This window comes from Thiorhodovibrio winogradskyi (assembly GCF_036208045.1).
GTDB classification, from domain to species: Bacteria; Pseudomonadota; Gammaproteobacteria; order Chromatiales; family Chromatiaceae; genus Thiorhodovibrio; species Thiorhodovibrio winogradskyi.
This window is the reverse complement of record NZ_CP121472.1, coordinates 433209-453407: the sequence shown is the minus strand read 5'-3', so window position 1 is coordinate 453407 and position 20199 is coordinate 433209. Positions and strand designations below refer to the sequence as shown.

Here is a 20199-nt window from a genome sequence, read left to right as displayed (position 1 = left end):
CTACCGGGAAACCAACAAACCGGTGGCGCACTCATGGCGCACTTCGAGTCGAATTGCAGCGACTTTTGGCAACAAGCGGCAACAAAACATGAGCCCTAACTTGCTGTTTTTTTGCTGCAGATTGTTGTAACTTGTTGTATCATCAAGACTCAAAATCTGACGGTGGCAACACCGTGCCGGTTCGAGTCCGGCTCCCGGTACCATTGTAAGATCAAGGGGTTAAGTTTTCAGCTTAACCCCTTTTTTGCTGTTCAGGCCCGCTAGCATCCAAGGCGCGGCGCACTCAATATCTTCAGGACTACATTGCCCGATTCTCGGACAACGCGCGCGTCATTTTCGAGCAGTTCGACTTCACCAACACCATCACCCTCTTGCTGGACCCAGACGACGCCCTGTTCGAGTCCCAACCGGGTCTGATCCGAACGCTCTACGATCCTGCCTGTGGGACGGGCGGCTTTCTCACCGACGCCATGAATCATGTCGCCGATCACGGCAGCCGTTTCCAAGTTCCGCCAGCACACATTCCCCATGGTCAGGAGTTGGAGCCCGAAACCCACGCCGTCTGCCTGACCGCCATGCTCTTGCGCACCCTGGCTTGCCCCCGGGCTGTTGCCCCATTGGGCCAGGCAACCGCCCCGCGGCGAACTCGTAGGCCTATCCGCCGCGCTGGACGGCAACCTGATCGGCTTGGCCATTGCCGAGCGCCTGCCCGAGGGGGCGCGTTTGTGCTCGCTGGTCGTGTTGCCTGCCTGGCAACGACAAGGCGTGGATCAACGCCTGATCACCGAATTGCAACCGAGCCTGGGCATGGCCCTGCTCCCCAATACTCATAATGACTCCTGATTAGCAAGCTCCCTCAGCTCCAACAGTTTCCCTTCACAACCGCCTGCTCGTCGCTGCGGCCACAATCGGAGCGCGATCAGAGCTGTGGCTTCGGGGTGCTGAGGACGCTCACTAATCAGGAAACTCTGTGAGGAGCTGAATGAAACCGAGACGGTTTTTCCCCGCACCAATCTGCGTTTGGTGCTGAAATTGGGCTCAGCGTAAATTCCCTGAGATCAGGTTGTCTTAGGGTGCGCTGACCAACACCGCGCTGGTTGAGACGCTGTTCGGCGCGGAGCTGTTCGGGTAAGCCAACAGCCACAGGCCCCGCCAGGGATAGGCGGGGTTCGTTGACCCTCAGCCGACGCTCATGCCGCGGCGACATGCAACGGCGGAGCAAGGCCCGCGAGCCCAGTGCTATGATTTCCGCGGGCAACGACAAAGCCCTCGCTGGCGCTCCAGCTCCCGGCCGCATCGCGCAGAGGGCGCTGTTGCCCTGCCCTCTGACCCCTGTAGCGAGCACCATCATGCAGCGTTTTTTCAACAACGCCGGCCCGATCAAGCCGGAGATGCACTACCACCTGCCGCGGTTACAGCGTCTGGACTGGGAAGAGGTTCAGCAACTGATCCGCGAGCAGCGCTACTTTGTGCTACACGCCCCGCGCCAGACCGGCAAGACCAGTACCCTGCTGGCGATGATGCAGGCGCTCAATGGCTGTGGCGACCATGCCTGTGCCTACGCCAACATCGAAGGCGCCCAGGCGGCGCGCGGAGATGAGACGCAGGGGATTCCGGCGGCCTGTGAGGCCATGGTGGATGCCATTGCCCGCGATACCCACCACCCTGATCTACTGGCCTGGTACAGAAGCAACAAGCCCGAGACCCAGCCGCAACATCTGCTCACTCGGCTCCTGACACAATGGGCGGCAACGGCCACCCAGCCCACCGTCCTGTTGCTCGACGAGGTCGACGCCCTGGTCGGCGACACCCTGATCTCCTTGCTGCGCCAGATCCGCGCCGGCTACGCCCAGCGCCCCGAGTCCTTCCCGCAATCCATCGTCCTCTGCGGCGTGCGCGACGTGCGCGACTACCGCCTGGAGCAGGAAGGCGCCCAGGTCATCACCGGTGGCAGTGCCTTCAACATCAAAGCTGAATCACTGCGCATGGGGAATTTCACCGAGGCCGAGACCCGCGCCCTCTGGTTGCAACATACCGAGGCCACCGGCCAGGTGTTCGATGAAGCCATCTTCCCCGATCTGTGGGAAGACAGCCGCGGCCAGCCCTGGCTAGTCAATGCCCTGGGCTATGAGGTGACCTGGAAGAACAGGGCCGCACGCGATCGCAGCCAGCCCATCGGCCTGATCGACTACCAGGCCGCCCGCGAGCGCCTGATCCAATCGCGCGCCACCCATCTGGATCAGCTCAGCGATAAGCTCAAAGAGTCCCGGGTACGCCAGGTGGTGCAGGCCCTGCTGGTGGGTGAGGAAACCGGCCTGCGGATGCCAGAAGACGACCTGCAATATGTCACCGACCTGGGCCTGATCGAACGCAAACCGCAGCTCCGCATCAGCAACCGCATCTACCAAGAGGTCTTGCCACGGGAGCTGACCAGCGTACTGCAGGACACCCTGGTTCAGCAGCAGAGCTGGTACCTGAATGCCGACCACAGTCTCAACATGCCCAAACTGCTGGCCGCCTTCCAGCAATTCTTCCGCGAACACTCCGACAGCTGGAGTGAGGGCTTTGATTACAAGGAGGCCGCCCCGCAGTTGCTGATGCAGGCCTTCCTGCAGCGCATCATCAATGGCGGTGGCCGTCTAACAAGAGAATACGGCCTCGGGCGCAAGCGCACCGATCTGCTGATCGAATGGCCGCTGGACCCGGAGCAGGGCATGTACGGGCCGTTGCAACGGGTGGTGATTGAACTCAAGCTGCTGCGCGGCAAGCTCGATGCGGTGATCCAGACCGGCTTGGCGCAGACCCTGGACTATTGCCGGCGGGTCGGCGCCGACGAGGCCCACTTGGTCATCTTCAACCGCAACCCCAAGGTCTCTTGGAACAAGAAGATCTGGCACAAGCCTGCGAGCCTTGAAGGTTTCAGTATCGGGGTTTGGGGCGCGTAACTCGATCAGCGACATCGGGTGGTACAGAGGCAGGCTCAAAGTGGATGTCGGGGTGCAAACACGGTCAAATGGGTTCGTAACTATACTATATTAGCCGTTACCCTGACCGCACTCCGCGGACGCCTATGTCGGGGAGCCCCCCTGCGTACTGCGCCACACCAGCCGCTCGAAGCCCAGTGCCACCACGGCATGGGTATGCAGACGCAGGCGCTCGCCATAGGCCTGTTCCAGCCCCCGGCGGTAGCGGGCGAGTTGGGCCTCGGCGGCATCCAGGGCACCGGCCACCGAGGGGAGAGCTGCCAGCGTCTCGCGCGTCTGCCCGCGCAAGGTCTCGGAGGTGTGTCCGAGATCCGCCAAGCTCAGATTCATGGCCCTGGGCGCGGGCGGCGCTCACCGCCGATTCCAGTGCCACCACGCCGTTTTCTTTGTGCAGGGTCGCTGATCCTTCACCGAAGCGCTTGCGGTAGCGACTAAAAAAAGCTCGCGCACGGCTATTGAGATGATCATGCAAGGCTTGGCGAATCTCAGCCAAATTGCCACTGGCATCGACCATAGAAAAATCCCAGCGCAACACGAAGTAACTGTTGCGGCGCGTGGTGGGCTCGCGGCCGATAGCCAGGGCGCCAAACAGGGCATCAAACTCCCCGGTGCGGGCCAGATCGTAATAATTCTCCAGCGTCGTCAGCCAGGCGGTTTTGCCGAAGCGGCGCGGGCGCAGAAAAAGCAACTGCTCGCCGGCGGTCTCCAGCGTGCGGATACGCTCAGTGCGATCAGCGTAGTAGTAGCCGTCGGTGATGATTTTGTGAAAGTCAGCAGTGCCGTAAGGAAATTTCATGGTGGATGACCGAAAGCGGAGCCTGGGGGAAGTATCATGGAGCCGACATTGTTACATCGGCATGTCTTGCAACCGCAACACCGCCAAGCAGCGGATCCGATGTGCCCCCTGTGACGGTGTCTGTCAATCTGCACGACCTGGACGCCGTGTGGCGAGCGGCGCGCCCGCTATTGGTCAGCTGTGCCGATGCCGCCGAACTCTTCGCCCGCGCGCTGGCATTGCTGGAGCCCAAGCCAGCCCATGATGGGCATCGCCTGCGCCTGGGACTCTGTCTGGCGCTGGCGCAATTCTCCACCAACCGCATTGCCGCCTGCTTGGCCAGCGCTCAGCACAGCCTGGCGCTGACGACCAGCAACGCGCAGTGAACGCCATCGACGCCAACGTCCTGGCCGGCTTTTTCATCGACGACCCCGATGACAGCGAAGCGGCGCTGCAGCGCCCGGCGGCTATCGCAGCCCTTTCCGGTACGGTGTTTGTGCCGGTGACGGTGGTAGTGGAGTTCGAGTGGGTGATGCGTGGTTTCTACCAACTGCCCCGACAGACCATCCAGAGCGTTCTCGAGACCTTATGCCGGTTGGGGAATGTGATCGTCGAAGACCGTGACAGCCTACTTGCTGCCCTGAATGCCTACCGGCAAGGGCTGGATTTTGCCGATGCCCAGCATCTGGCCCGTTCGCAGGCTTGTGCTGCGTTTCTGCTTCGGACCTTCGCCTCGGAGCTGTATCTCGTCGACAACCCCGATGTGGACGCCGCCGGGCTCAATCCGCTACTCCACTTCCTGGGTTTCGGCATCGAGGAAGGACGCAATGCGCTCTCCATCGGCACGGAAGTCTGGTGGTAACTGCTGAGCGCCCGGCGCGCGCGCTCGCGCTGGGCGCGTTCAACGGCTCAGCATCTGAGTGAACGTCGCGTTTGTCGTCAGGTCTTCGCCACGGGTTGGTCGAGAGTGCATGGATCTCGCCCGCAGTCGCACAGGCGCCGCGCCTGCCACTCAGACATAAGTTGCCAGCGGGATCGGGTATTCATCCATCCCGACCTTGTCTTGACCATCGAAAGCAGGCAAGGGGCGCGCCGAGAAGGACGCTGCGACCGTGCTATGCTTGAACTCCGATCTCGCCCCAGGAGTTGAGCGCCCATGCACTTTCCCTATGGTCTGAGCGATTTTGGCAAATTGCGCGAGCAAGGATATTGGTATCTTGATCGCACGGATCGAATTCCCGTACTGGAAGCCGCCGGCGATCAACTGATTTTCCTGCGCCCGCGCCGCTTCGGCAAAAGCCTGCTGCTGTCGATGCTGGAGCACTATTACGATCTTAATCGCGCCGAGCAGTTCGAGGCACTGTTCGGCCCGCTTGCCATCGGGCAGCACCCGACAGCACGGCACAATCAATACTTCGTGCTCAAATGGGATTTCTCACTGGTCGCCGCGCATGGTGAGATCGGCGCTATCGAAGCAGCATTGCATCGCCATATCAACGGACGCATTCGTGCCTTCGCCCGGCGCTATCGCGAGCAACTGCCGGAAGCGCTTCAGATCCATCCCGAGGACGCGCTCACCTCTTGGGAGACGCTTTTGAGTGTCATTTCCCAGACCCCGCATAAACTCTATCTGCTGATCGACGAATACGACAACTTCGCCAATGAAGTGCTGATGGCCGCGCATCCGGGCGGGCAAGATCGCTACCAGACCCTGCTCCAAGGTGAGGGCTTGATGAAAACGGTGTTCAAGTCCGTCAAGGCCGCTGCTGGCGGTCTGGGGCTGGATCGGGTGTTCATCACCGGCGTCGCGCCGGTGGTCTTGAGCGACATGACCAGCGGCTACAACGTCGGCGAGGATCTGTTCCTGCTCCCCCAATTCAACGACCTGTGCGGCTTTACCGAAGGTGAAGTGGCCGCCGTGTTGAACCAACTGGCCCAAGAAGGTGGCGAGTGGTCAGCGGACAAGGCGCTTGAAACCATGCGCACTTTCTACAACGGCTATCGCTTCAGCGAGGAAGCCAAAGAAAGCCTCTACAACCCGACTCTAAGCCTGTACTTCTTCAAGGCGCTCGCCACCCAGGGCCGATATCCCCGGCAGATGCTCGATGAAAACCTGGCTATGGATCGCAACAAGCTGATTTATATCGCCTCGCTACCCCATGGCGAGGAGCTATTGATCGAAGCGCTAAGTGGCGATGACCGAGTGCTGGTGCCGGAACTGGTGCAGCGCTTTGGCGTCGCCGATGTGCTGGCGGCAGTGAAGGATCAGCCGTTCATGGCGTCGCTGCTGTATTTCTTCGGCATTCTCACCCTGGCGGGCTTGAACTCCTTTAACGAGTGCCAGATGCGCATTCCCAATCTGGTGGCGCGCGGGCTCTATGTGGAGCGCTTGCGCGAACGCTGGCTGCCGCCGAGCGGACGTGCGCGCGAGCTTCCCGATGCGGTGCGCGCCCTCGGTCAGCAAGGCGATCTCGCACCCCTGTGCGAACTGATCGAACAGAGCTATTTCGCCGTGCTATCCAACCGCGACTACCGCTGGACCAATGAACTCCTGGTGAAATTCGCCTTTCTGACGCTCTTGTTCGACGACCGCCTCTACATGGCCGTCTCCGAGCTGGAGACCGAGCGCGGCTATGCCGATCTGGCCCTGATTGTCCGCCCGGACATGCGGCGTTTCCAGGCGCTTGATCTGCTGCTGGAATTCAAATATCTCAGTCTGAAGAAACTTGGCCTGAGCGGCGAGCAGGTGCGGCAGGAATCCCGCGACGCACTGGCCAAGCGACCGGCGGTAGCCGCCAAGCTCGACGAAGCCGAAGCCCAAGCACGCGACTACGGCAGCACCCTGACCCGGCGCCATGGCCTGACCGACCTGTGCGCCTTTGCCGTGGTCGCTCTGGGAGTGGAGCGGCTGGTGTGGCGGCGGTTGCCCGACACGGCGGCGAAGATCACCAGCCAGCCGCTGTCGAGCCCCAAACCGGCCAGATAACCAGTGATTTTTCTGGCCTCTGGCCATCTGATGGAAATGGCCTTGCATGACCAACAGACCGTTTGATGCGTCCCCTACTGACCACGCTGCTTGTTCTGACCCTGACCTGCCTGGTCGCTGAGGCACGCCCGCAGACGCAGGACTTGGTGGATGTGCCAGTCATCCGTCTTGACCAAGGCCAACTGGCCTATCTGCGCGACCCCTCCCGCGCCATGACCCTGGACCAAGCCCGTGATGCCCTGGCCCAGGGACGGTTCCAGGGGCTGAGCGCTAACCTCGGCATCGGCTATGTGCCGGACGCGGTCTGGTTGTCTTTCCGCCTCGAACGCCAAGCCGACCAGCCCTCCCACTGGTGGCTGGAACTTATGCCGACCTACCTGGACAGCATTGCGCTGTTTCATCGCACCCCCACGGGGCAATGGGACCAACGCCAGGCGGGGGATCGGCTACCGCAATCGGCCAAGGAAATCGATTACCGGGGCACGGTGTTCAAGCTCGACCTGGCGCCGGGTCCGCATGCGTTTTTTATTCGCCTGCAAACCACCAGCACCATGGCGGCCATGATCAAGCTCTGGCAACCACCGGCATTCAAGCGGCATATCCTCAACAGCTACTTCGGCTATGGATTCTATTTCAGCCTCATCTTTGCGGTATTGATGTTCAACAGCGCCAATTGGATGGTGTCACGGCGCCCCATTTTCATCGCCTATTCAGGCTATCTGGCGCTCAATCTCCTCAAGTGGCTGTGCATCTACGGTTTCGCCTCGGAGTTCTTTTTCCCGCAACAACCGCTGTTAGCCAATCTGACGCTGGGCATCATCCTGGCATTCGATTTTGCCGTCGCCATGGTGTTCTTTGCCCTGTTGCTTGAGTTGCGACACTATCATCGGTACATCTACCGGCTCTACCAGTTTGGCTTCCTACTCGCCGTGGCCACCGCCATCGCAACGCCCCTGGGATACTACCAGTGGTTCGCCCAGTGGGTGCATATCACCGCCATCGCGATTATTGCCTCCACGCCCTGGCCCGCCGTGCGACTCTGGCGGACCGGCGAACTCGCTAAGCGTCTGCTCGCCATTGCCCTGACATCGCATGGATTGCTGATCGGCATGACCATTCTGACCACGCTGGCCATCCTGCCCTTCAGGCAAGTCTTCATCGACGCCGGATTGGCCAGCAATCTCACCCATATCATGCTCCTGCACTTCGGCATGTTGTTGCACTACCGGCGCATTGAACAGGAGCACGCGAAAACGCTGGAACAGGCGGCGCTGGATCGAAAAAACATGGAGTCTGAAAAGCGCCGCTGGCAGGAGCAGAACCAACTGCTGGACATGATCACCCACGAGATCCGCACCCCCATCTCGGTCATCGATGGAGCCAGGCAAACCTTGCAGAGCCTGGATGAAGATGAGGGACGCACAACGGACAATGAGCGTGTCTTGCGCTACATCACCATGGAAAAGGCCGTCCATCGCCTCGATATGCTGCTCGAACTGGTGGTGGCCCATCATAAGATCCAGCCAACCGAATGGCGCCCAATGGACACCTGGATCGATCCGCATCGCCTGAGCGAGGAGGCGCTGGCGATGCTGGATACCGACGCGGCGAACAGAGTGAAACAGATCACGGATCTGCCCCCGACCGAACTGCGCGCCGATGAGCGGCGGATGCGTTTCGCCCTGCTCAACCTGCTCGACAACGCCTGCAAGTACAGCCCGGCTGAATCGCCCGTGATGCTGCGGCTCGACCGCTTCGAGCACCAGGGCGAACCGGGCCTTCGCTGGCGCATCGAGAACCAGGGCACCGGCGTGCCAGACGGCATGGCCGAGCCGATCTTTGAGAAATATGTCCGCCTGGGGGAAACCAATGGCCAACCCGGCCTCGGCCTGGGTCTCTATCTGGTGCGTCAGATTGTCGAGCGCCACGGCGGCTGGGTGCGCGCCGACACCGGCCTGAACCGGGGCGCCTGCTTCATCGTCTGGCTCCCCATCCAGCGGACTGCGAGCGCACCAAAATGACACGCCTGGGGATCATCGAGGACAACCTCGACTATCGACGGGAGCTGGTTTTTCACCTGCGGCGGGCCGGCTTTGAGATCGTGCTTGAAAGCGATGGCCACAACATCGATCAACAGGTCGCGCAACATCCGGCGGATCTGCTGATCCTGGATCTTGGCCTGCCGGATGAAGACGGCCTCAGCATCGCCCGCCGATTGCGCGCGCAAACGCCCCAGCTGGGGATTGTCATCCTGACGGCCCGAGGCGCGCTTGATGATCGACTGCTCGGGCTGGAGCAGGGCGCCGATGCCTATCTGGTCAAGCCGGTGGATTTTCGCGAACTGGCCGCCGTGCTGGACAGCGTGCAACGCCGCCTGACAGCCCACGCCGAGGCACCCTCACCGGGCTGGTGCTACCAACCGCACACCTTGACCCTGATCGACCCCGAGGGGCGATCCTTCTCCCTCACCGCGAGTGAAGCAGCGGTGCTGGCGGTGCTGGCTCAGCAGGCGCCGGAGATCGCCAGTCGCGAATCCCTCGCCCACGCCCTGGGCCACGATGAACGGGGCTACGACTACCGCCGCCTCCACGCTGACCACCACCAGCGCTGTCGAGATCACCGACGCCACCACCTTCACCGCCACCCTCTCAGGCGCGGACAAGACAGCCGTTGATGCGCTGCTCGACACCAACGGCTCGCAGTCATCCGACAGCACCACCTACAATCTGGCGATTGCTGACGATTGGAACGGCCCGTTCACCGGTGGGGATATCAGCGACACGACTGGGAACGGCATCACGGTCTCGGGGGTCAACAGCCCACCGACCATCACCAGCAATGACGGTGGCGCCACGGCGGCCGTCGATGTCGCCGAAAACACCACCGCCGCCGTCACCACCGTCACCGCCACCGACGCCGACGGCGACACCGTCACCTACAGCCCCACCGGCGGCGGCGATCAAGCGTTGTTCCAGATCAGCTACGTCTGGAAGGCCGACGGCAACGCCATCGATGGCGCCACCGCCAGCAGCTACACCCTGACCCAAGCCGAGGTCGGCAAGGCGATCACCGTCGAGGTCAGCTATACCGACCAGCAAGGCACCGCCGAAGGCCCGATCGCCAGCAGCGCCACCCTCGCCGTAGCCAACCTCAACGACGCCCCCGAGATCACCTCCAATGGCGGCGGCGAGACCGCAACGCTCAACCTGGCCGAGAACAGCCTCAACGTTACACAGGTCACGGCCACTGATCAAGATGGCGACGCACTGAGCTTCGCGATCACTGGTGGTGCTGATCAGGCACGCTTCATTATCGATGCCAACAGCGGCGTGCTAACCTTCCTGAGCGCACCAGACTTCGAGAACCCGAGCGACAGTGATCGCAATAACCGCTATGAGGTCACGGTTCAGGTCAACGACAACCAGGGCGGCAGTGACACCCAGACCCTCACGGTGACGGTCACCGATGTCGCGGAGCCAGCGCCGGCTCCAGCTCCAGCGCCAGAACCCGATCCAGCGCCAGCGCCTGAACCCGAACCAGAGCCTGAACCCGAACCCGAGCCCGAGCCCGAGCCCGAGCCTGAACCCGAGCCCGAACCCGAACCCGAGCCAGCCCCATCCCCCCACCGCCAGAGGATTGGGAAACACTGCACGACGACGATGGCGACGGTGTGCCGGAGGTCGTCGAGGACTTCGTCCCGGCGCTGGTCGAGGGCGGCAGCCCGGGTGACGGCAACGGCGACGGCATCCTTGACCGCGAGCAAACCGATGTCGCCTCGGTGCCGATCCGCGAGACCGATCAGGTCTCGGCGAATCCGGATGCCCCCACCGTGTTCTTGACCCTGGTCGCGGGTGCGCCCGCCGATGATGGCAGCGGCAGCGCGCCGGTCCCAACCGGCGGTGTCGCCATTCGCGCGGTCAGCCAAACCGACGCCCCCGCCGATCGCCCTGCCGATCTCAGCATGCCGCTTGGCCTGATCGGCTTCGACGCCGAGATCAGCAACGGCGCCGACGCGGTGCCCTTCAGCCTACTGGTCGATGGCGCCCTGGATGTCAATGGCTTCTGGAAGCAGGCCGCCGACGGCGATTGGGTCAATCTCGCCAGCCCTGAGTTCGGCGGCCAAGTGGTCAGTGTCGGCAACATGACACGGCTGGATTTTGTCATCGAAGACAATGGTCCTTTCGACACCAACGCGGCGATCGGCGCGATTACCGACCCGGGTGCTCCAGGCTATCGTGACCTGGGTGAGCCCCCACTAGCGGACTGTCCCTATCGGCCCTTCCAGCCCGACGGCGATGGCGATGGCGTCCCGGATGCCTTGGATGCCACGCTCGGGCTCGATCCGGCGCTGAAAGACAATGATGTCTTCAATGACGGCGCCCTGTTTGTCCAGCAACTCTACCGGGATTCCCTCTGGCGCGAAGGCGAGGACGTCGGGGTCAGCTATTGGACCGACCAGCTCCACGCCGGCACAAGCCACGCGCAGGTCGTCATGGCCTTCCTCGACGCGCCGGAATATCAAGCGATGGCGGGTCTGATTGGGCGCTTCTACGATGGCGCCCTGGGGCGCGCGCCGGATCCCTGTGGGCTGGATTATTGGGTCGCCCAAGCACAGGCTGGCATGCCGATGACGCAGATCGCCAATGCCTTCCTGCAGTCACCGGAGTTCATCGCCCAGCAGGGTGCGCTGACCAACACCGCGCTGGTTGAGACGCTGTTCGGCGCGATGCTGGAACGCGCCCCCAGCGCGCAAGAGCGGACCCACTGGACCCAAGCCCTGGAGGCGGATTCCTCGGCGGGCGCGTTGCTGCTCGATCTGGCGCAACAGCCCGAGTACTTCGCCCTCCAGGGGGAAAAGCTGCTGTTCAACAGCCTCTATCTCTCCGCCTTGGATCGCGCCCCGGATGACGCCGGGCTGGCCTGGTGGGAGACCCAACTGGCGCAGAGTGATGATGACCTCGCAGCCATTGCCGGCTTCATCAACAGCAGCGAATACCATGATCGGTTCTTGCCAGCGACCGCTGACAGCCCAACCAGTGCGGTGGATGATGACGGCAACACGCTGGCCTTGATCGGGCAGCCAGCGGCGGCTGAGCTCGGCGCGGAGCTGTTCGGATAAGCCAACAGCCACAGGCCCCGCCAGGGATCGGCGGGGTTTGTTGACCCTCAGCCGACGCTCATGCCGCGGCGACATGCAACGGCGGAGCAAGGCCCGCGAGCCCAGTGCTATGATTTCCGCGGGCAACGACAAAGCCCTCGCTGGCGCTCCAGCTCCCGCCCGCATCGCGCAGAGGGCGCTGTGGCGCTGCCCTCTGGCCCCTGAACCGAGCACCATCATGCAGCGCTTTTTCAACAACGCCGGCCCGATCAAGCCGCAGCTGCACTACCACCTGCCGCGGTTGCAGCGTCTGGACTGGGAAGAGGTTCAGCAACTGATCCGCGAGCAGCGCTACTTTGTGCTACACGCCCCGCGCCAGACCGGCAAGACCAGTACCCTGCTGGCGATGATGCAGGCGCTCAATGGCTGTGGCGACTATGCCTGTGCCTACGCCAACATCGAAGGCGCCCAGGCAGCGCGCGGGGATGCGACGCAGGGGATTCCGGCGGCCTGTAGCGCCATCGCCCGCAGCATCGAGGACTACACCCAGAACCCAGCGCTCAATCAGTGGTGGATGCAGGGGGGACGCCAGCATCAAGCCCAGGATCAGCTGACCCAGCTGTTGCGTCACTGGTCCAGGATCACAACCCAGCCCACCGTCCTGTTGCTCGACGAGGTCGACGCCCTGGTCGGCGACACCCTGATCTCCTTGCTGCGCCAGATCCGCGCCGGCTACGCCCAGCGCCCCGAGTCCTTTCCGCAATCCATCGTCCTCTGCGGCGTGCGCGACGTGCGCGACTACCGCCTGGAGCAGGAAGGCGCCCAGGTCATCACCGGTGGCAGTACCTTCAACATCAAAGCTGAATCACTGCGCATGGGGAATTTCACCGAGGCCGAGACCCGCGCCCTCTGGTTGCAACATACCGAGGCCACCGGCCAGATGTTCGATGAAGCCATCTTCCCCGAGCTGTGGGAAGACAGCCGCGGCCAGCCCTGGCTAGTCAATGCCCTGGGCTATGAGGTGACCTGGAAGAACAGGGCCGCACGCGATCGCAGCCAGCCCATCGGCCTGATCGACTACCAGGCCGCCCGCGAGCGCCTGATCCAATCGCGCGCCACCCATCTGGATCAGCTCAGCGATAAGCTCAAGGAACCGCGGGTGAATCGTGTGCTACAAGGGCTGCTGACCGGCGAGGAAGACAGCCTGGACAACCTGAGGATGGACGATCAGCAGTATGTGGAAGACTTGGGGCTGATCGTCACCCGCCCCGGTGTGCGCATTAGCAACCGCATCTACCAAGAGATCATCCCCCGCGAGCTGAGTTGGATTGCGCAAACCCGCATCCCCAATCAGGAGCCGGCCTGGTACATCGACCCCGACCACAGTCTCAACATGCCCAAACTGCTGGCCGCCTTCCAGCAATTCTTCCGCGAACACTCCGACAGCTGGAGTGAGGGCTTTGATTACAAGGAGGCCGCCCCGCAGTTGCTGATGCAGGCCTTCCTGCAGCGCATCATCAATGGCGGTGGCCGTCTAACAAGAGAATACGGCCTCGGGCGCAAGCGCACCGATCTACTGATCGAATGGCCGCTGGACCCGGAGCAGGGCATGTACGGGCCGTTGCAACGGGTGGTGATTGAACTCAAGCTGCTGCGCGGCAAGCTCGATGCGGTGATCCAGACCGGCTTGGCGCAGACCCAGGACTATTGCCGGCGGGTCGGCGCCGACGAGGCCCATCTGGTCATCTTCAACCGCAACCCCAAGGTCTCTTGGAACAAGAAGATCTGGCACAAGCCTGCGAGCCTTGAAGGATTCAGTATCGGGGTTTGGGGGGCCTAGCGCCTGATCCCAACGCGCGCCTCTGTGCACACCTCGACCGATGCTCTTGTCTCAAGAACCGCTACTAAAAACCTATGCCCTGGCCCACGGCCGCCCCCGCACCGCAAACCCCCTTTGATGCGGTCGCTGCCGGTCGCCAGCTCGAGCAGGTGCTGGCGGCCTTGTGCCCAGCTGGCTTCCACGCCTTTGCCACCGGTGACGCACTGCTCGGACTGGTCCGCGACGGTCGCCTGATGGACCACGACAAAGACCTCGATGTCGTGGTGCCCATGGACGAATTCGCGCGCGCCTGTGCCCACTTGATGAACCTGGATTGGCAACCGGCCTGGATTCCGGTTGACGCCGTCAACTTTCGCGCCTTCGTCCACCGCCGCAGACAGCTCACCCTGGACCTGCTCGGCTACACTGCTTGGCGAAGTTGCTCGATGTTGGTACTCATCTTGATGCGCGTGTCTCTTTAGCTTTCTGTATAGAAAGTAAATTGTACTCTGCTGAGATCCTGGAGAGCCCAAAATTGGCGGTGTTCTTTTCTACAAAAATGGAACATGAGCCCGCCCCGTTTATCCTATCTTGCCCATGGGAAGGCGCCGTAAATTCACCATGATGCCAGTAGATATTCACACTTCTCTTATAACAGACCCGCAGGGGATGGTGGCGCAATTTACTGCCAGCTTGACCCAACCCGGAGTGCCTCCCCGGCAATCAGTCCAACAGGGGTATCTTCTGGCGCTGGCTCATGCCAGGCTCAGCCAGTTTGACCAAGCCAGCATTCAGGCCTGCCAAGCCTTGCGGCTGGCATCCCGACTGGATTGGCCCGAGCCAGCCAGGACAACATCCCCTGTTTTCCGGTCTGACCTGGCTCTGCCACTGCTGCTGAAGACGCTCAATGACCTCGCCCGGCAGGGGTATGTCGCCTTTGCCACCGGCGGCACCCTGCTGGGCCTAGTCCGAGAAGGTCGTCTGCTTCCCACCGACAAGGATCTGGATATCGCCACACCCCTAGCCCAGTTCGCTCAGGTGGCACAAAGCCTGATCGAACAGGGATGGCAACCGAACGAAGTCCCTCTGAAACTGATCAACTTCCGCAGCTTTATCGATCCAGCCGCCGGCATCACGCTGGATTTAGTGGGAGGCGAATACGATGCCGAACGCAACAAAGTCCTCGGGGGTTGGTGGCCGGAAGGGGTGCCCCGAACGGCCGGGCGCGTGCTGCAATTTACCCCGTACCGCCTGGAGCGAAAGACCCAGGGCCGGTTGAATTTCTGGGTGATTCCGGAACCGGATACCCTGCTGAGCGAGTTATTCGGCCCCTATTGGCGACTGCCCGACCCCGATGCCGTCAACCTGTTCGAGACCTCCGCACTGGTCGAGCACAACGGCTTCAGCCACTGCCTGGGCTATCTGCGCCTGCTGGAAGCCTGGTTGACGGGGCGGCAGACCCGCTTTGCTCGCCTGACCCAGGCATTGCGCCGACTGGACCCGGACGACCCCGGCCTGCGCAACCTGCCACAGACGCCCTTGGCCCGAGACCCCGTCCTCTCGGCCCAGCGTCGGGTTCAGGCGGGTCTGCAATTGGCGGTGGATCAATTCCGCGAGAACCGCATCGACAGCGCCCTGGCCATTGCCCGCCAGGCCGTGCAACGAGCCACGACCCTGCCGTTGCCAGCCACCGAGTCGGCGCCTATCCCGCCGGTAGACACCGAGCAGGGTTGGGCCCTGCTGCAAACCACCCTGGTCCAGTTGGCCGCCCAGGGTATCCAGGCCTTCGCCTTCGGCGGTGCCTTGCTCGGCTGGGTGCGCGAGGGTGGCCTGCTGCCCAACGACAAGGACCTCGATATCGTCGTGCCCTGGCCCCAGTTCGACCCAGCCTGTCAACAGTTGCTCGCCTCGGGCTGGCAAGCGGCGAGCATCCCGGTGAATACCGTCAACTTCCGCTGTTTTGTCCATCCTGCCAGTCAGATCACCCTGGACCTGTTCGGTTACGATTTTCAGCCCGAGGTCATCATCGGCGGCTGGTGGCCAACGGGCCTGCCACGCGAGGCCGGTCGGCTGTTGCGCTTCACGCCCTTCGAACTGCACCAGCAACAGGGACCACAGGGCGCTTATTGGGCCATCGCCCACCCGGAAACGGCGCTGGAACAACTCTACGGCCCCCACTGGCGCGAGCCGGACAGCGGTTTTGACACCACGCTTGAAAGCCCCGCCCTGGAGCACTTCACCGGCTACTGCCGCTGCTGGGGCCTGCTGCGGTTACTGGAAGCCTGGATCCAGGGCCACAGCGGCCGCTTTTGCCGTCGGCTGCGCATCGTGCAGCGACGCGCTCCTGATGAGCCTGTGCTCGATCAGTTCGCAGAGGACAACCCATGCGCGTAGGTGGCGCCATCGGCGTATTCGACCTGCTCCATGTCGGGCATCTACGCTTTCTCCAAGCCGCCCGCGCGCAGTGTGACTACCTCAAGGTCGGCCTGGGCGCCGATCGGCTGATGCAACGCTCCAAGGGCATCCGGCCGGTGATCGAGCAGGACCAGCGCAGGGAACTGGTCGCCGCCCTGCGTTGTGTCGATGAGGCCTGTCTGTTCGACATCGGCCTGGACAACACCGAAACCGCGCTGTCCTGGCTGCTCGACTGGCCGGTCGATTGCCTGTTTGTCGGTAGGGACTGGGCCGACAGCCCGCGCTGGCAGCGGCTCGAACCGCGACTGGCGGAACAGGGCATCGACTGCATCTGGCTGCCCTACACCCCGGGCATCTCCTCCAGCGCCATCCGCCAACGCCTGCGGGCCGAGCGCGATGACTGAACCGCCAAACAACGATCCCGAATCGCCCCTGCTGCCCAACGAGCCGCGCGTGCCGGGGGTGGCGCAGCAACGGGCCCTCACCGAGCGTTTTCTGTTGCCCCGTCTGGTGGAGATCGAGGCTCTGTTGCGCGGCATCCGCGGTCGTCTGGATGCACCACTGGCCCGGGCACAGCCGCGGAAGGCCAACAAACCCTACCCCCTGGGTCAGGGCCTGGATATCTCGCTGGCGGTCAAGCAGGAACTGACCCGCCTGCGGCAGTCAGACCTGACCGGTCCGGCGGGCCGGGACCATGCCGCCCTGGTTGACTTCCTCAGTCATGGCGGGCAGATGCGCCAGGTCTGGGGCGACCTGCGCGGCGCCTATTGCCAGAACGCCTTTCTCGCTGGCACGCTCTACATCGATGTGGCCAACGACAGCGTCTTCGCCAAGAAGCCCCCGGTCGAGATCCTGCCATTCGAGCGCAGTGGCCTGGTGGCCATACGGGATTGTCTCCACTTCGGCCAACTGGCGCGCCGCTACTGGGGTGGAGAACTGTATCCAAACCACCTCTTTCCCCAGCTGGGCCCCTGGTTTCCCTGGATCTCCGTGGTGCCCGGTGCCGGGGTGCAACTGGAGGCGGGTAACGACTTCATGATTGCCCTGACCCGGCGTGACCGATTCTGCAGCGCCCAGCAGGTGCTAGAACAGGCCGCTCCACCGCAAGCCCTGGCGACGGCCATTGCCGCACAGGTAGCCGCTGCAGATTGCGGCTTCCACTCCCGGGGCCAGGAGGCGGCCCTGGCCCAGTGCGCGGAGCTGCGCGCCACCCCGCCCGACGATGCCCAGCGCGACCGGATGGCGCGGCAGTTTCTGGCCATCAATCGACGCTTGGCCGCCATGGCAAACAAAGTAACTGTTCTATCATGCGCAGAGGTTTCTAGGTTGAATCTGGCGGAGCCTTCAGTCTCTCCCGTCCCCCTTTGGTGCAAGTAGGTGTGAGGGCGATCCAAGCGTGACATCACTCACTTCTCGGGCCAGCCCGACCCTTTCCATGATCGCAACAGCGAAGGTGCCATCCGCAGCCCTCTGCTGCCTCCTCCTGGTACTTGGCCTGCTCCTGCAAACGGCCGCAGCCGGAGCGGCGGTGCTGCAGGATCATGTGCTCGATCGGGCCGTACTGCGCGATGCGACGGGCCAGCTCTCGATCGACCAGGTCCAGCACAAGACCTTTGAGCCGGTGCAGGGCATCTACGCCGGAGGCTACACCTCAGACGCCGTCTGGCTGCGTCTGACCATCCGTCCCGCCGCCGACGGCGGCCCGCTGCTGCTGCGTATTCTGCCCGCCTATCTCAACCGAATCAGCCTGTTCGCGCCCGATCCCGATCGCCCGGGGGGCTGGCGCCAGCGCACCACCGGCAATGCCATCCCCTGGCAGGAGCGCCCCTACGCCGGCCTGGCGCTGGGCTTCGTCATTCAGCCCCGGGTCGACACCACCTACTACCTGCGCCTGCACACTATCAGCAACACCATGCTTCAGGCCCGTGCCCTCACCCTGCGCGATGCTCAACAGACGCAAATCGACACCCTGCTCTGGCAGGGGGCCTACATGGTCGTCATCCTCTGGGTGGTGCTCTGGGCCCTGCAGGATTACTGGAACAGCCGCGACCGGGTGATCCTCGGCTTTGCCGGCATCTACCTGGTCTACCTGATCTACGTGCTGGCGATGCTCGGCTACCTGGCCGTGCTCCTGCCCGAATCCACTGCGATCCCAGACCTGACCGCCTGGGTGGTGACCCTGGCGGTGTTCTTCACCCTGGTGTTCCATCGCCAGTTTCTGCGCATGTTCGATCTGGCCCGGCTGGGGAAAAGGGTGCTCGACCTGTTGGTCGGCTCCGAGCTGGCCGCGCTGGCGCTGCTGCTGTCCGGCCAGACGGCGCTGGCGCTCAAGCTCAACAGCCTGATCGTCCTCATCACCGGCCCCCTGCTGTTTCTCGTCGTCCTCGGCGCCCGTGGCGAGACCCAGCCCGGCCGGCTGCGGCTGAAGGTCTACTACGGACTGCTCGCCCTCGCCCTGCTGACCTATATCCCGGCGATCCTGGGGCTGACCGGCGCGGCCGCCTGGGCGCTCTATGGTGCCCTGTTCAACGGCCTCATCTCGGCCCTGCTGATCGGCAACCTGCTGCACCTGCGCGCGCGCAGGCTGGCCGAGGATGCGGCCCGCGCCCAGCTCAAACTCAGCCTGGCCGAGCACCGGGTCGAGCTGCACCGGGAGCAGTTGGACGAGCAGGGGCGCCTCACCGCCATGCTCACCCACGAACTGAAGACACCCCTGGCGGCGATCCGCCTGAGCCTGGACAGCCTCGCTCCCCCCGAAACCGAGATCGAGGCGCGCAGAGTGCAGCGCATCGACCGGGCCCTGGCCGACATTGATCATCTGGTGGAGCGCTGCGTCTTGTCCGACCGCATCGAGCAGGGCGAACACCCCCTGCACCTGAGCGATATCGACCCCGCCGAGTTCATCGCCAAACTACCGCAACAGCAGACCGCACCCGAGCGCATTCATCCCGTTTTCGCACACAACCTGCCCCAGCGGATACGCACCGACGCTTACCTCCTCGGTGTCGCCCTGGCCAACCTGCTGCACAATGCGCTCAAATACGCCCCGGCCGATGCTCCGATAGAGCTGTGTGGCACCCGGGCCGAGTCGGCCTCCGGCCGGGCCGGGGTGCGCTTCGACGTCAGCAACCCGCCCGGCGCGGCGGGCTTCCCCGACCCAAAACAGCTCTTCACCAAGTACTACCGCAGCCAGGGCGCCACGCGCCTGCGCGGCAGCGGCCTCGGCCTCTATCTGGTCAAGGGCATCGCCGCCCAACTGGGCGGACGCATCGACTACCACCCCGAACCCGAGCGCATTCGATTCAGCCTATGGATACCCCTGGGCCCCGCCTGAACCTCCTCATCGTCGAAGACGACGAAAACCTGCGCGAGGCGCTGGTCGATACTCTCGGCGCACAGGGGCATGCCGTACGCGGGCTGGAATGCGCCGAAGAGGTGCCGGAACAGGCCGATCTGCTGCAGCTGGATATTGCCGTACTGGACCTGAACCTGCCCGGCGAGGACGGTCTGTCTCTGGCTCGGCGGCTGCGTCAGGCGCAGCCTGAGTTGCGCGTCATCATGCTCACCGCGCGCACCCAGGGCGCCGACCGGGCCGCCGGCTACGCCAGCGGGGCCGATATCTACCTCACCAAACCCGCCAGCCTGGCGGAACTCAACTACGCGCTGCAGGCCCTGGCGCGCCGTCTGCCCCGGCTGCACCCCAAGGGCTGCAGCAAGCCGCCACCCTCGACCCGAAAAGGGCGCTACTGACCACCGCGGACGGGCAGGAGCACCCCCTGAGCGACAGCGAATGTCGGCTGCTGCTGGCCTTCGTTCGCGCCGAGCAGAACCGTCTGGAAAACTGGCAGATCGCCGAAATCCTCGACATGGACCTGGACCACTTCAACAAGGCGGCCCTGGAACTGCACCTCGTGCGCCTGCGCAAAAAAATACACACCTCCTCCGCGGCCCCCTCCGCCATCCGCGCCATCCGGGGGCGCGGCTATCAGCTCAGTCTCCCTATCCAGCTCGTTTGACCCCCGTTCCGCAGGCCGACATCGGCAGTCCGGTGTCCGGCTATGACTGAAAACAAGAAAATAAAGTCAATTTACTCAAAATGTTGAAATCGTATTTACCATGCCT

General features: G+C 63.2%; 19 protein-coding genes and 2 pseudogenes. 18 read left to right on the top strand and 3 right to left on the bottom strand.

Translation table 11 applies throughout. The features are described 5' to 3' along the window. Nucleotides 1–260: 260 nt before the first annotated feature. Nucleotides 261–491 (bottom strand): hypothetical protein, encoded by a 231-nt coding sequence (locus tag Thiowin_RS02275; RefSeq protein WP_328986129.1) that lies wholly within the window; start codon nucleotides 489–491, stop codon nucleotides 261–263. On the opposite strand from Thiowin_RS02275, the pseudogene Thiowin_RS02270 reads away from it, so the two are divergent. The 3 genes and pseudogenes from Thiowin_RS02270 to Thiowin_RS02260 all read left to right on the top strand — a co-directional run. After that, a pseudogene (locus Thiowin_RS02270) lies at nucleotides 471–533 on the top strand (hypothetical protein); the annotation flags it as partial. The gene Thiowin_RS02275 and the pseudogene Thiowin_RS02270 overlap by 21 nt on opposite strands. Before the next feature lie 76 nt (nucleotides 534–609). Beyond that, nucleotides 610–843, top strand: coding sequence for a GNAT family N-acetyltransferase (locus tag Thiowin_RS02265; protein ID WP_328986128.1), 234 nt, complete (start codon nucleotides 610–612; stop codon nucleotides 841–843). A gap of 506 nt (nucleotides 844–1349) precedes the next feature. Next, nucleotides 1350–2945 (top strand): AAA family ATPase, encoded by a 1596-nt coding sequence (locus Thiowin_RS02260; protein WP_328986127.1) that lies wholly within the window; start codon nucleotides 1350–1352, stop codon nucleotides 2943–2945. A 123-nt stretch (nucleotides 2946–3068) separates the two neighbouring features. Here the strand turns inward: Thiowin_RS02260 and Thiowin_RS02255 are convergent, their stop codons facing one another. Both Thiowin_RS02255 and Thiowin_RS02250 read right to left on the bottom strand, forming a co-directional pair. Beyond that, on the bottom strand, nucleotides 3069–3314 hold the full coding sequence (locus tag Thiowin_RS02255) for a hypothetical protein (RefSeq protein WP_328988203.1): 246 nt from the start codon (nucleotides 3312–3314) through the stop codon (nucleotides 3069–3071). Between the two features lie 127 nt (nucleotides 3315–3441). Next, nucleotides 3442–3780, bottom strand: a pseudogene (locus tag Thiowin_RS02250) (AAA family ATPase); the annotation flags it as partial. A gap of 101 nt (nucleotides 3781–3881) precedes the next feature. On the opposite strand from Thiowin_RS02250, the gene Thiowin_RS02245 reads away from it, so the two are divergent. From Thiowin_RS02245 to Thiowin_RS25145, 15 genes are all read left to right on the top strand, one after another. Further along, complete coding sequence (locus Thiowin_RS02245) at nucleotides 3882–4145, top strand: hypothetical protein (RefSeq protein WP_328986126.1); 264 nt, start codon at nucleotides 3882–3884, stop codon at nucleotides 4143–4145. After that, entirely contained in the window at nucleotides 4142–4621 is a 480-nt protein-coding gene (locus Thiowin_RS02240) for a PIN domain-containing protein (RefSeq protein WP_328986125.1), read from the top strand. The genes Thiowin_RS02245 and Thiowin_RS02240 overlap by 4 nt, the downstream gene beginning before the upstream one ends. Before the next feature lie 294 nt (nucleotides 4622–4915). After that, entirely contained in the window at nucleotides 4916–6745 is a 1830-nt protein-coding gene (locus Thiowin_RS02235; protein ID WP_328986124.1) for an AAA family ATPase, read from the top strand. 65 nt (nucleotides 6746–6810) lie between these two features. Then, nucleotides 6811–8766 (top strand): sensor histidine kinase, encoded by a 1956-nt coding sequence (locus Thiowin_RS02230; protein WP_328986123.1) that lies wholly within the window; start codon nucleotides 6811–6813, stop codon nucleotides 8764–8766. After that, nucleotides 8763–9419, top strand: coding sequence for a response regulator transcription factor (locus Thiowin_RS02225; protein WP_328986122.1), 657 nt, complete (start codon nucleotides 8763–8765; stop codon nucleotides 9417–9419). Before Thiowin_RS02230 ends, Thiowin_RS02225 begins: the two co-directional genes overlap by 4 nt. Beyond that, complete coding sequence (locus Thiowin_RS02220) at nucleotides 9304–10584, top strand: cadherin repeat domain-containing protein (protein ID WP_328986121.1); 1281 nt, start codon at nucleotides 9304–9306, stop codon at nucleotides 10582–10584. The genes Thiowin_RS02225 and Thiowin_RS02220 overlap by 116 nt, the downstream gene beginning before the upstream one ends. 122 nt (nucleotides 10585–10706) lie before the next feature. Beyond that, complete coding sequence (locus tag Thiowin_RS02215) at nucleotides 10707–11864, top strand: DUF4214 domain-containing protein (protein WP_408034258.1); 1158 nt, start codon at nucleotides 10707–10709, stop codon at nucleotides 11862–11864. 217 nt (nucleotides 11865–12081) lie between these two features. Further along, the gene (locus Thiowin_RS02210) at nucleotides 12082–13683 is read left to right on the top strand and encodes an ATP-binding protein (RefSeq protein ID WP_328986120.1); all 1602 of its coding nucleotides are present in this window, start codon (nucleotides 12082–12084) and stop codon (nucleotides 13681–13683) included. 74 nt (nucleotides 13684–13757) lie between these two features. Next, nucleotides 13758–14144: a hypothetical protein gene (locus Thiowin_RS02205; RefSeq protein WP_328986119.1), complete on the top strand. Its 387-nt coding sequence runs from the start codon at nucleotides 13758–13760 to the stop codon at nucleotides 14142–14144. Nucleotides 14145–14331: 187 nt separating this feature from the next. Further along, nucleotides 14332–16056: a LicD family protein gene (locus Thiowin_RS02200; RefSeq protein WP_328986117.1), complete on the top strand. Its 1725-nt coding sequence runs from the start codon at nucleotides 14332–14334 to the stop codon at nucleotides 16054–16056. After that, entirely contained in the window at nucleotides 16047–16481 is a 435-nt protein-coding gene (locus Thiowin_RS02195) for an adenylyltransferase/cytidyltransferase family protein (protein ID WP_328986116.1), read from the top strand. Before Thiowin_RS02200 ends, Thiowin_RS02195 begins: the two co-directional genes overlap by 10 nt. Beyond that, complete coding sequence (locus Thiowin_RS02190; protein ID WP_328986115.1) at nucleotides 16474–17454, top strand: hypothetical protein; 981 nt, start codon at nucleotides 16474–16476, stop codon at nucleotides 17452–17454. The genes Thiowin_RS02195 and Thiowin_RS02190 overlap by 8 nt, the downstream gene beginning before the upstream one ends. A 58-nt stretch (nucleotides 17455–17512) precedes the next feature. Next, complete coding sequence (locus tag Thiowin_RS02185; protein WP_328986114.1) at nucleotides 17513–19411, top strand: sensor histidine kinase; 1899 nt, start codon at nucleotides 17513–17515, stop codon at nucleotides 19409–19411. After that, the gene (locus Thiowin_RS02180) at nucleotides 19387–19827 is read left to right on the top strand and encodes a response regulator transcription factor (protein ID WP_328986113.1); all 441 of its coding nucleotides are present in this window, start codon (nucleotides 19387–19389) and stop codon (nucleotides 19825–19827) included. Before Thiowin_RS02185 ends, Thiowin_RS02180 begins: the two co-directional genes overlap by 25 nt. Beyond that, a complete protein-coding gene (locus tag Thiowin_RS25145) occupies nucleotides 19785–20093 on the top strand; it encodes a helix-turn-helix domain-containing protein (RefSeq protein ID WP_408034257.1) in 309 nt (102 codons plus the stop codon). The genes Thiowin_RS02180 and Thiowin_RS25145 overlap by 43 nt, the downstream gene beginning before the upstream one ends. The last annotated feature ends 106 nt before the right edge of the window (nucleotides 20094–20199 follow it).

What these genes read in the sequence shown, in the direction of transcription:
- Thiowin_RS02260 (WP_328986127.1), top strand. Translation starts at nt 1,350, where the DNA reads ATGCAGCGTTTTTTCAACAACGCCGGCCCGATCAAGCCGGAGATGCAC.
- Thiowin_RS02255 (WP_328988203.1), bottom strand. Translation starts at nt 3,314, where the DNA reads ATGAATCTGAGCTTGGCGGATCTCGGACACACCTCCGAGACCTTGCGC.
- Thiowin_RS02235 (WP_328986124.1), top strand. Translation starts at nt 4,916, where the DNA reads ATGCACTTTCCCTATGGTCTGAGCGATTTTGGCAAATTGCGCGAGCAA.
- Thiowin_RS02230 (WP_328986123.1), top strand. Translation starts at nt 6,811, where the DNA reads ATGCGTCCCCTACTGACCACGCTGCTTGTTCTGACCCTGACCTGCCTG.
- Thiowin_RS02225 (WP_328986122.1), top strand. Translation starts at nt 8,763, where the DNA reads ATGACACGCCTGGGGATCATCGAGGACAACCTCGACTATCGACGGGAG.
- Thiowin_RS02220 (WP_328986121.1), top strand. Translation starts at nt 9,304, where the DNA reads ATGAACGGGGCTACGACTACCGCCGCCTCCACGCTGACCACCACCAGC.
- Thiowin_RS02215 (WP_408034258.1), top strand. Translation starts at nt 10,707, where the DNA reads ATGCCGCTTGGCCTGATCGGCTTCGACGCCGAGATCAGCAACGGCGCC.
- Thiowin_RS02210 (WP_328986120.1), top strand. Translation starts at nt 12,082, where the DNA reads ATGCAGCGCTTTTTCAACAACGCCGGCCCGATCAAGCCGCAGCTGCAC.
- Thiowin_RS02205 (WP_328986119.1), top strand. Translation starts at nt 13,758, where the DNA reads ATGCCCTGGCCCACGGCCGCCCCCGCACCGCAAACCCCCTTTGATGCG.
- Thiowin_RS02200 (WP_328986117.1), top strand. Translation starts at nt 14,332, where the DNA reads ATGGTGGCGCAATTTACTGCCAGCTTGACCCAACCCGGAGTGCCTCCC.
- Thiowin_RS02195 (WP_328986116.1), top strand. Translation starts at nt 16,047, where the DNA reads ATGCGCGTAGGTGGCGCCATCGGCGTATTCGACCTGCTCCATGTCGGG.
- Thiowin_RS02190 (WP_328986115.1), top strand. Translation starts at nt 16,474, where the DNA reads ATGACTGAACCGCCAAACAACGATCCCGAATCGCCCCTGCTGCCCAAC.
- Thiowin_RS02185 (WP_328986114.1), top strand. Translation starts at nt 17,513, where the DNA reads ATGATCGCAACAGCGAAGGTGCCATCCGCAGCCCTCTGCTGCCTCCTC.
- Thiowin_RS02180 (WP_328986113.1), top strand. Translation starts at nt 19,387, where the DNA reads ATGGATACCCCTGGGCCCCGCCTGAACCTCCTCATCGTCGAAGACGAC.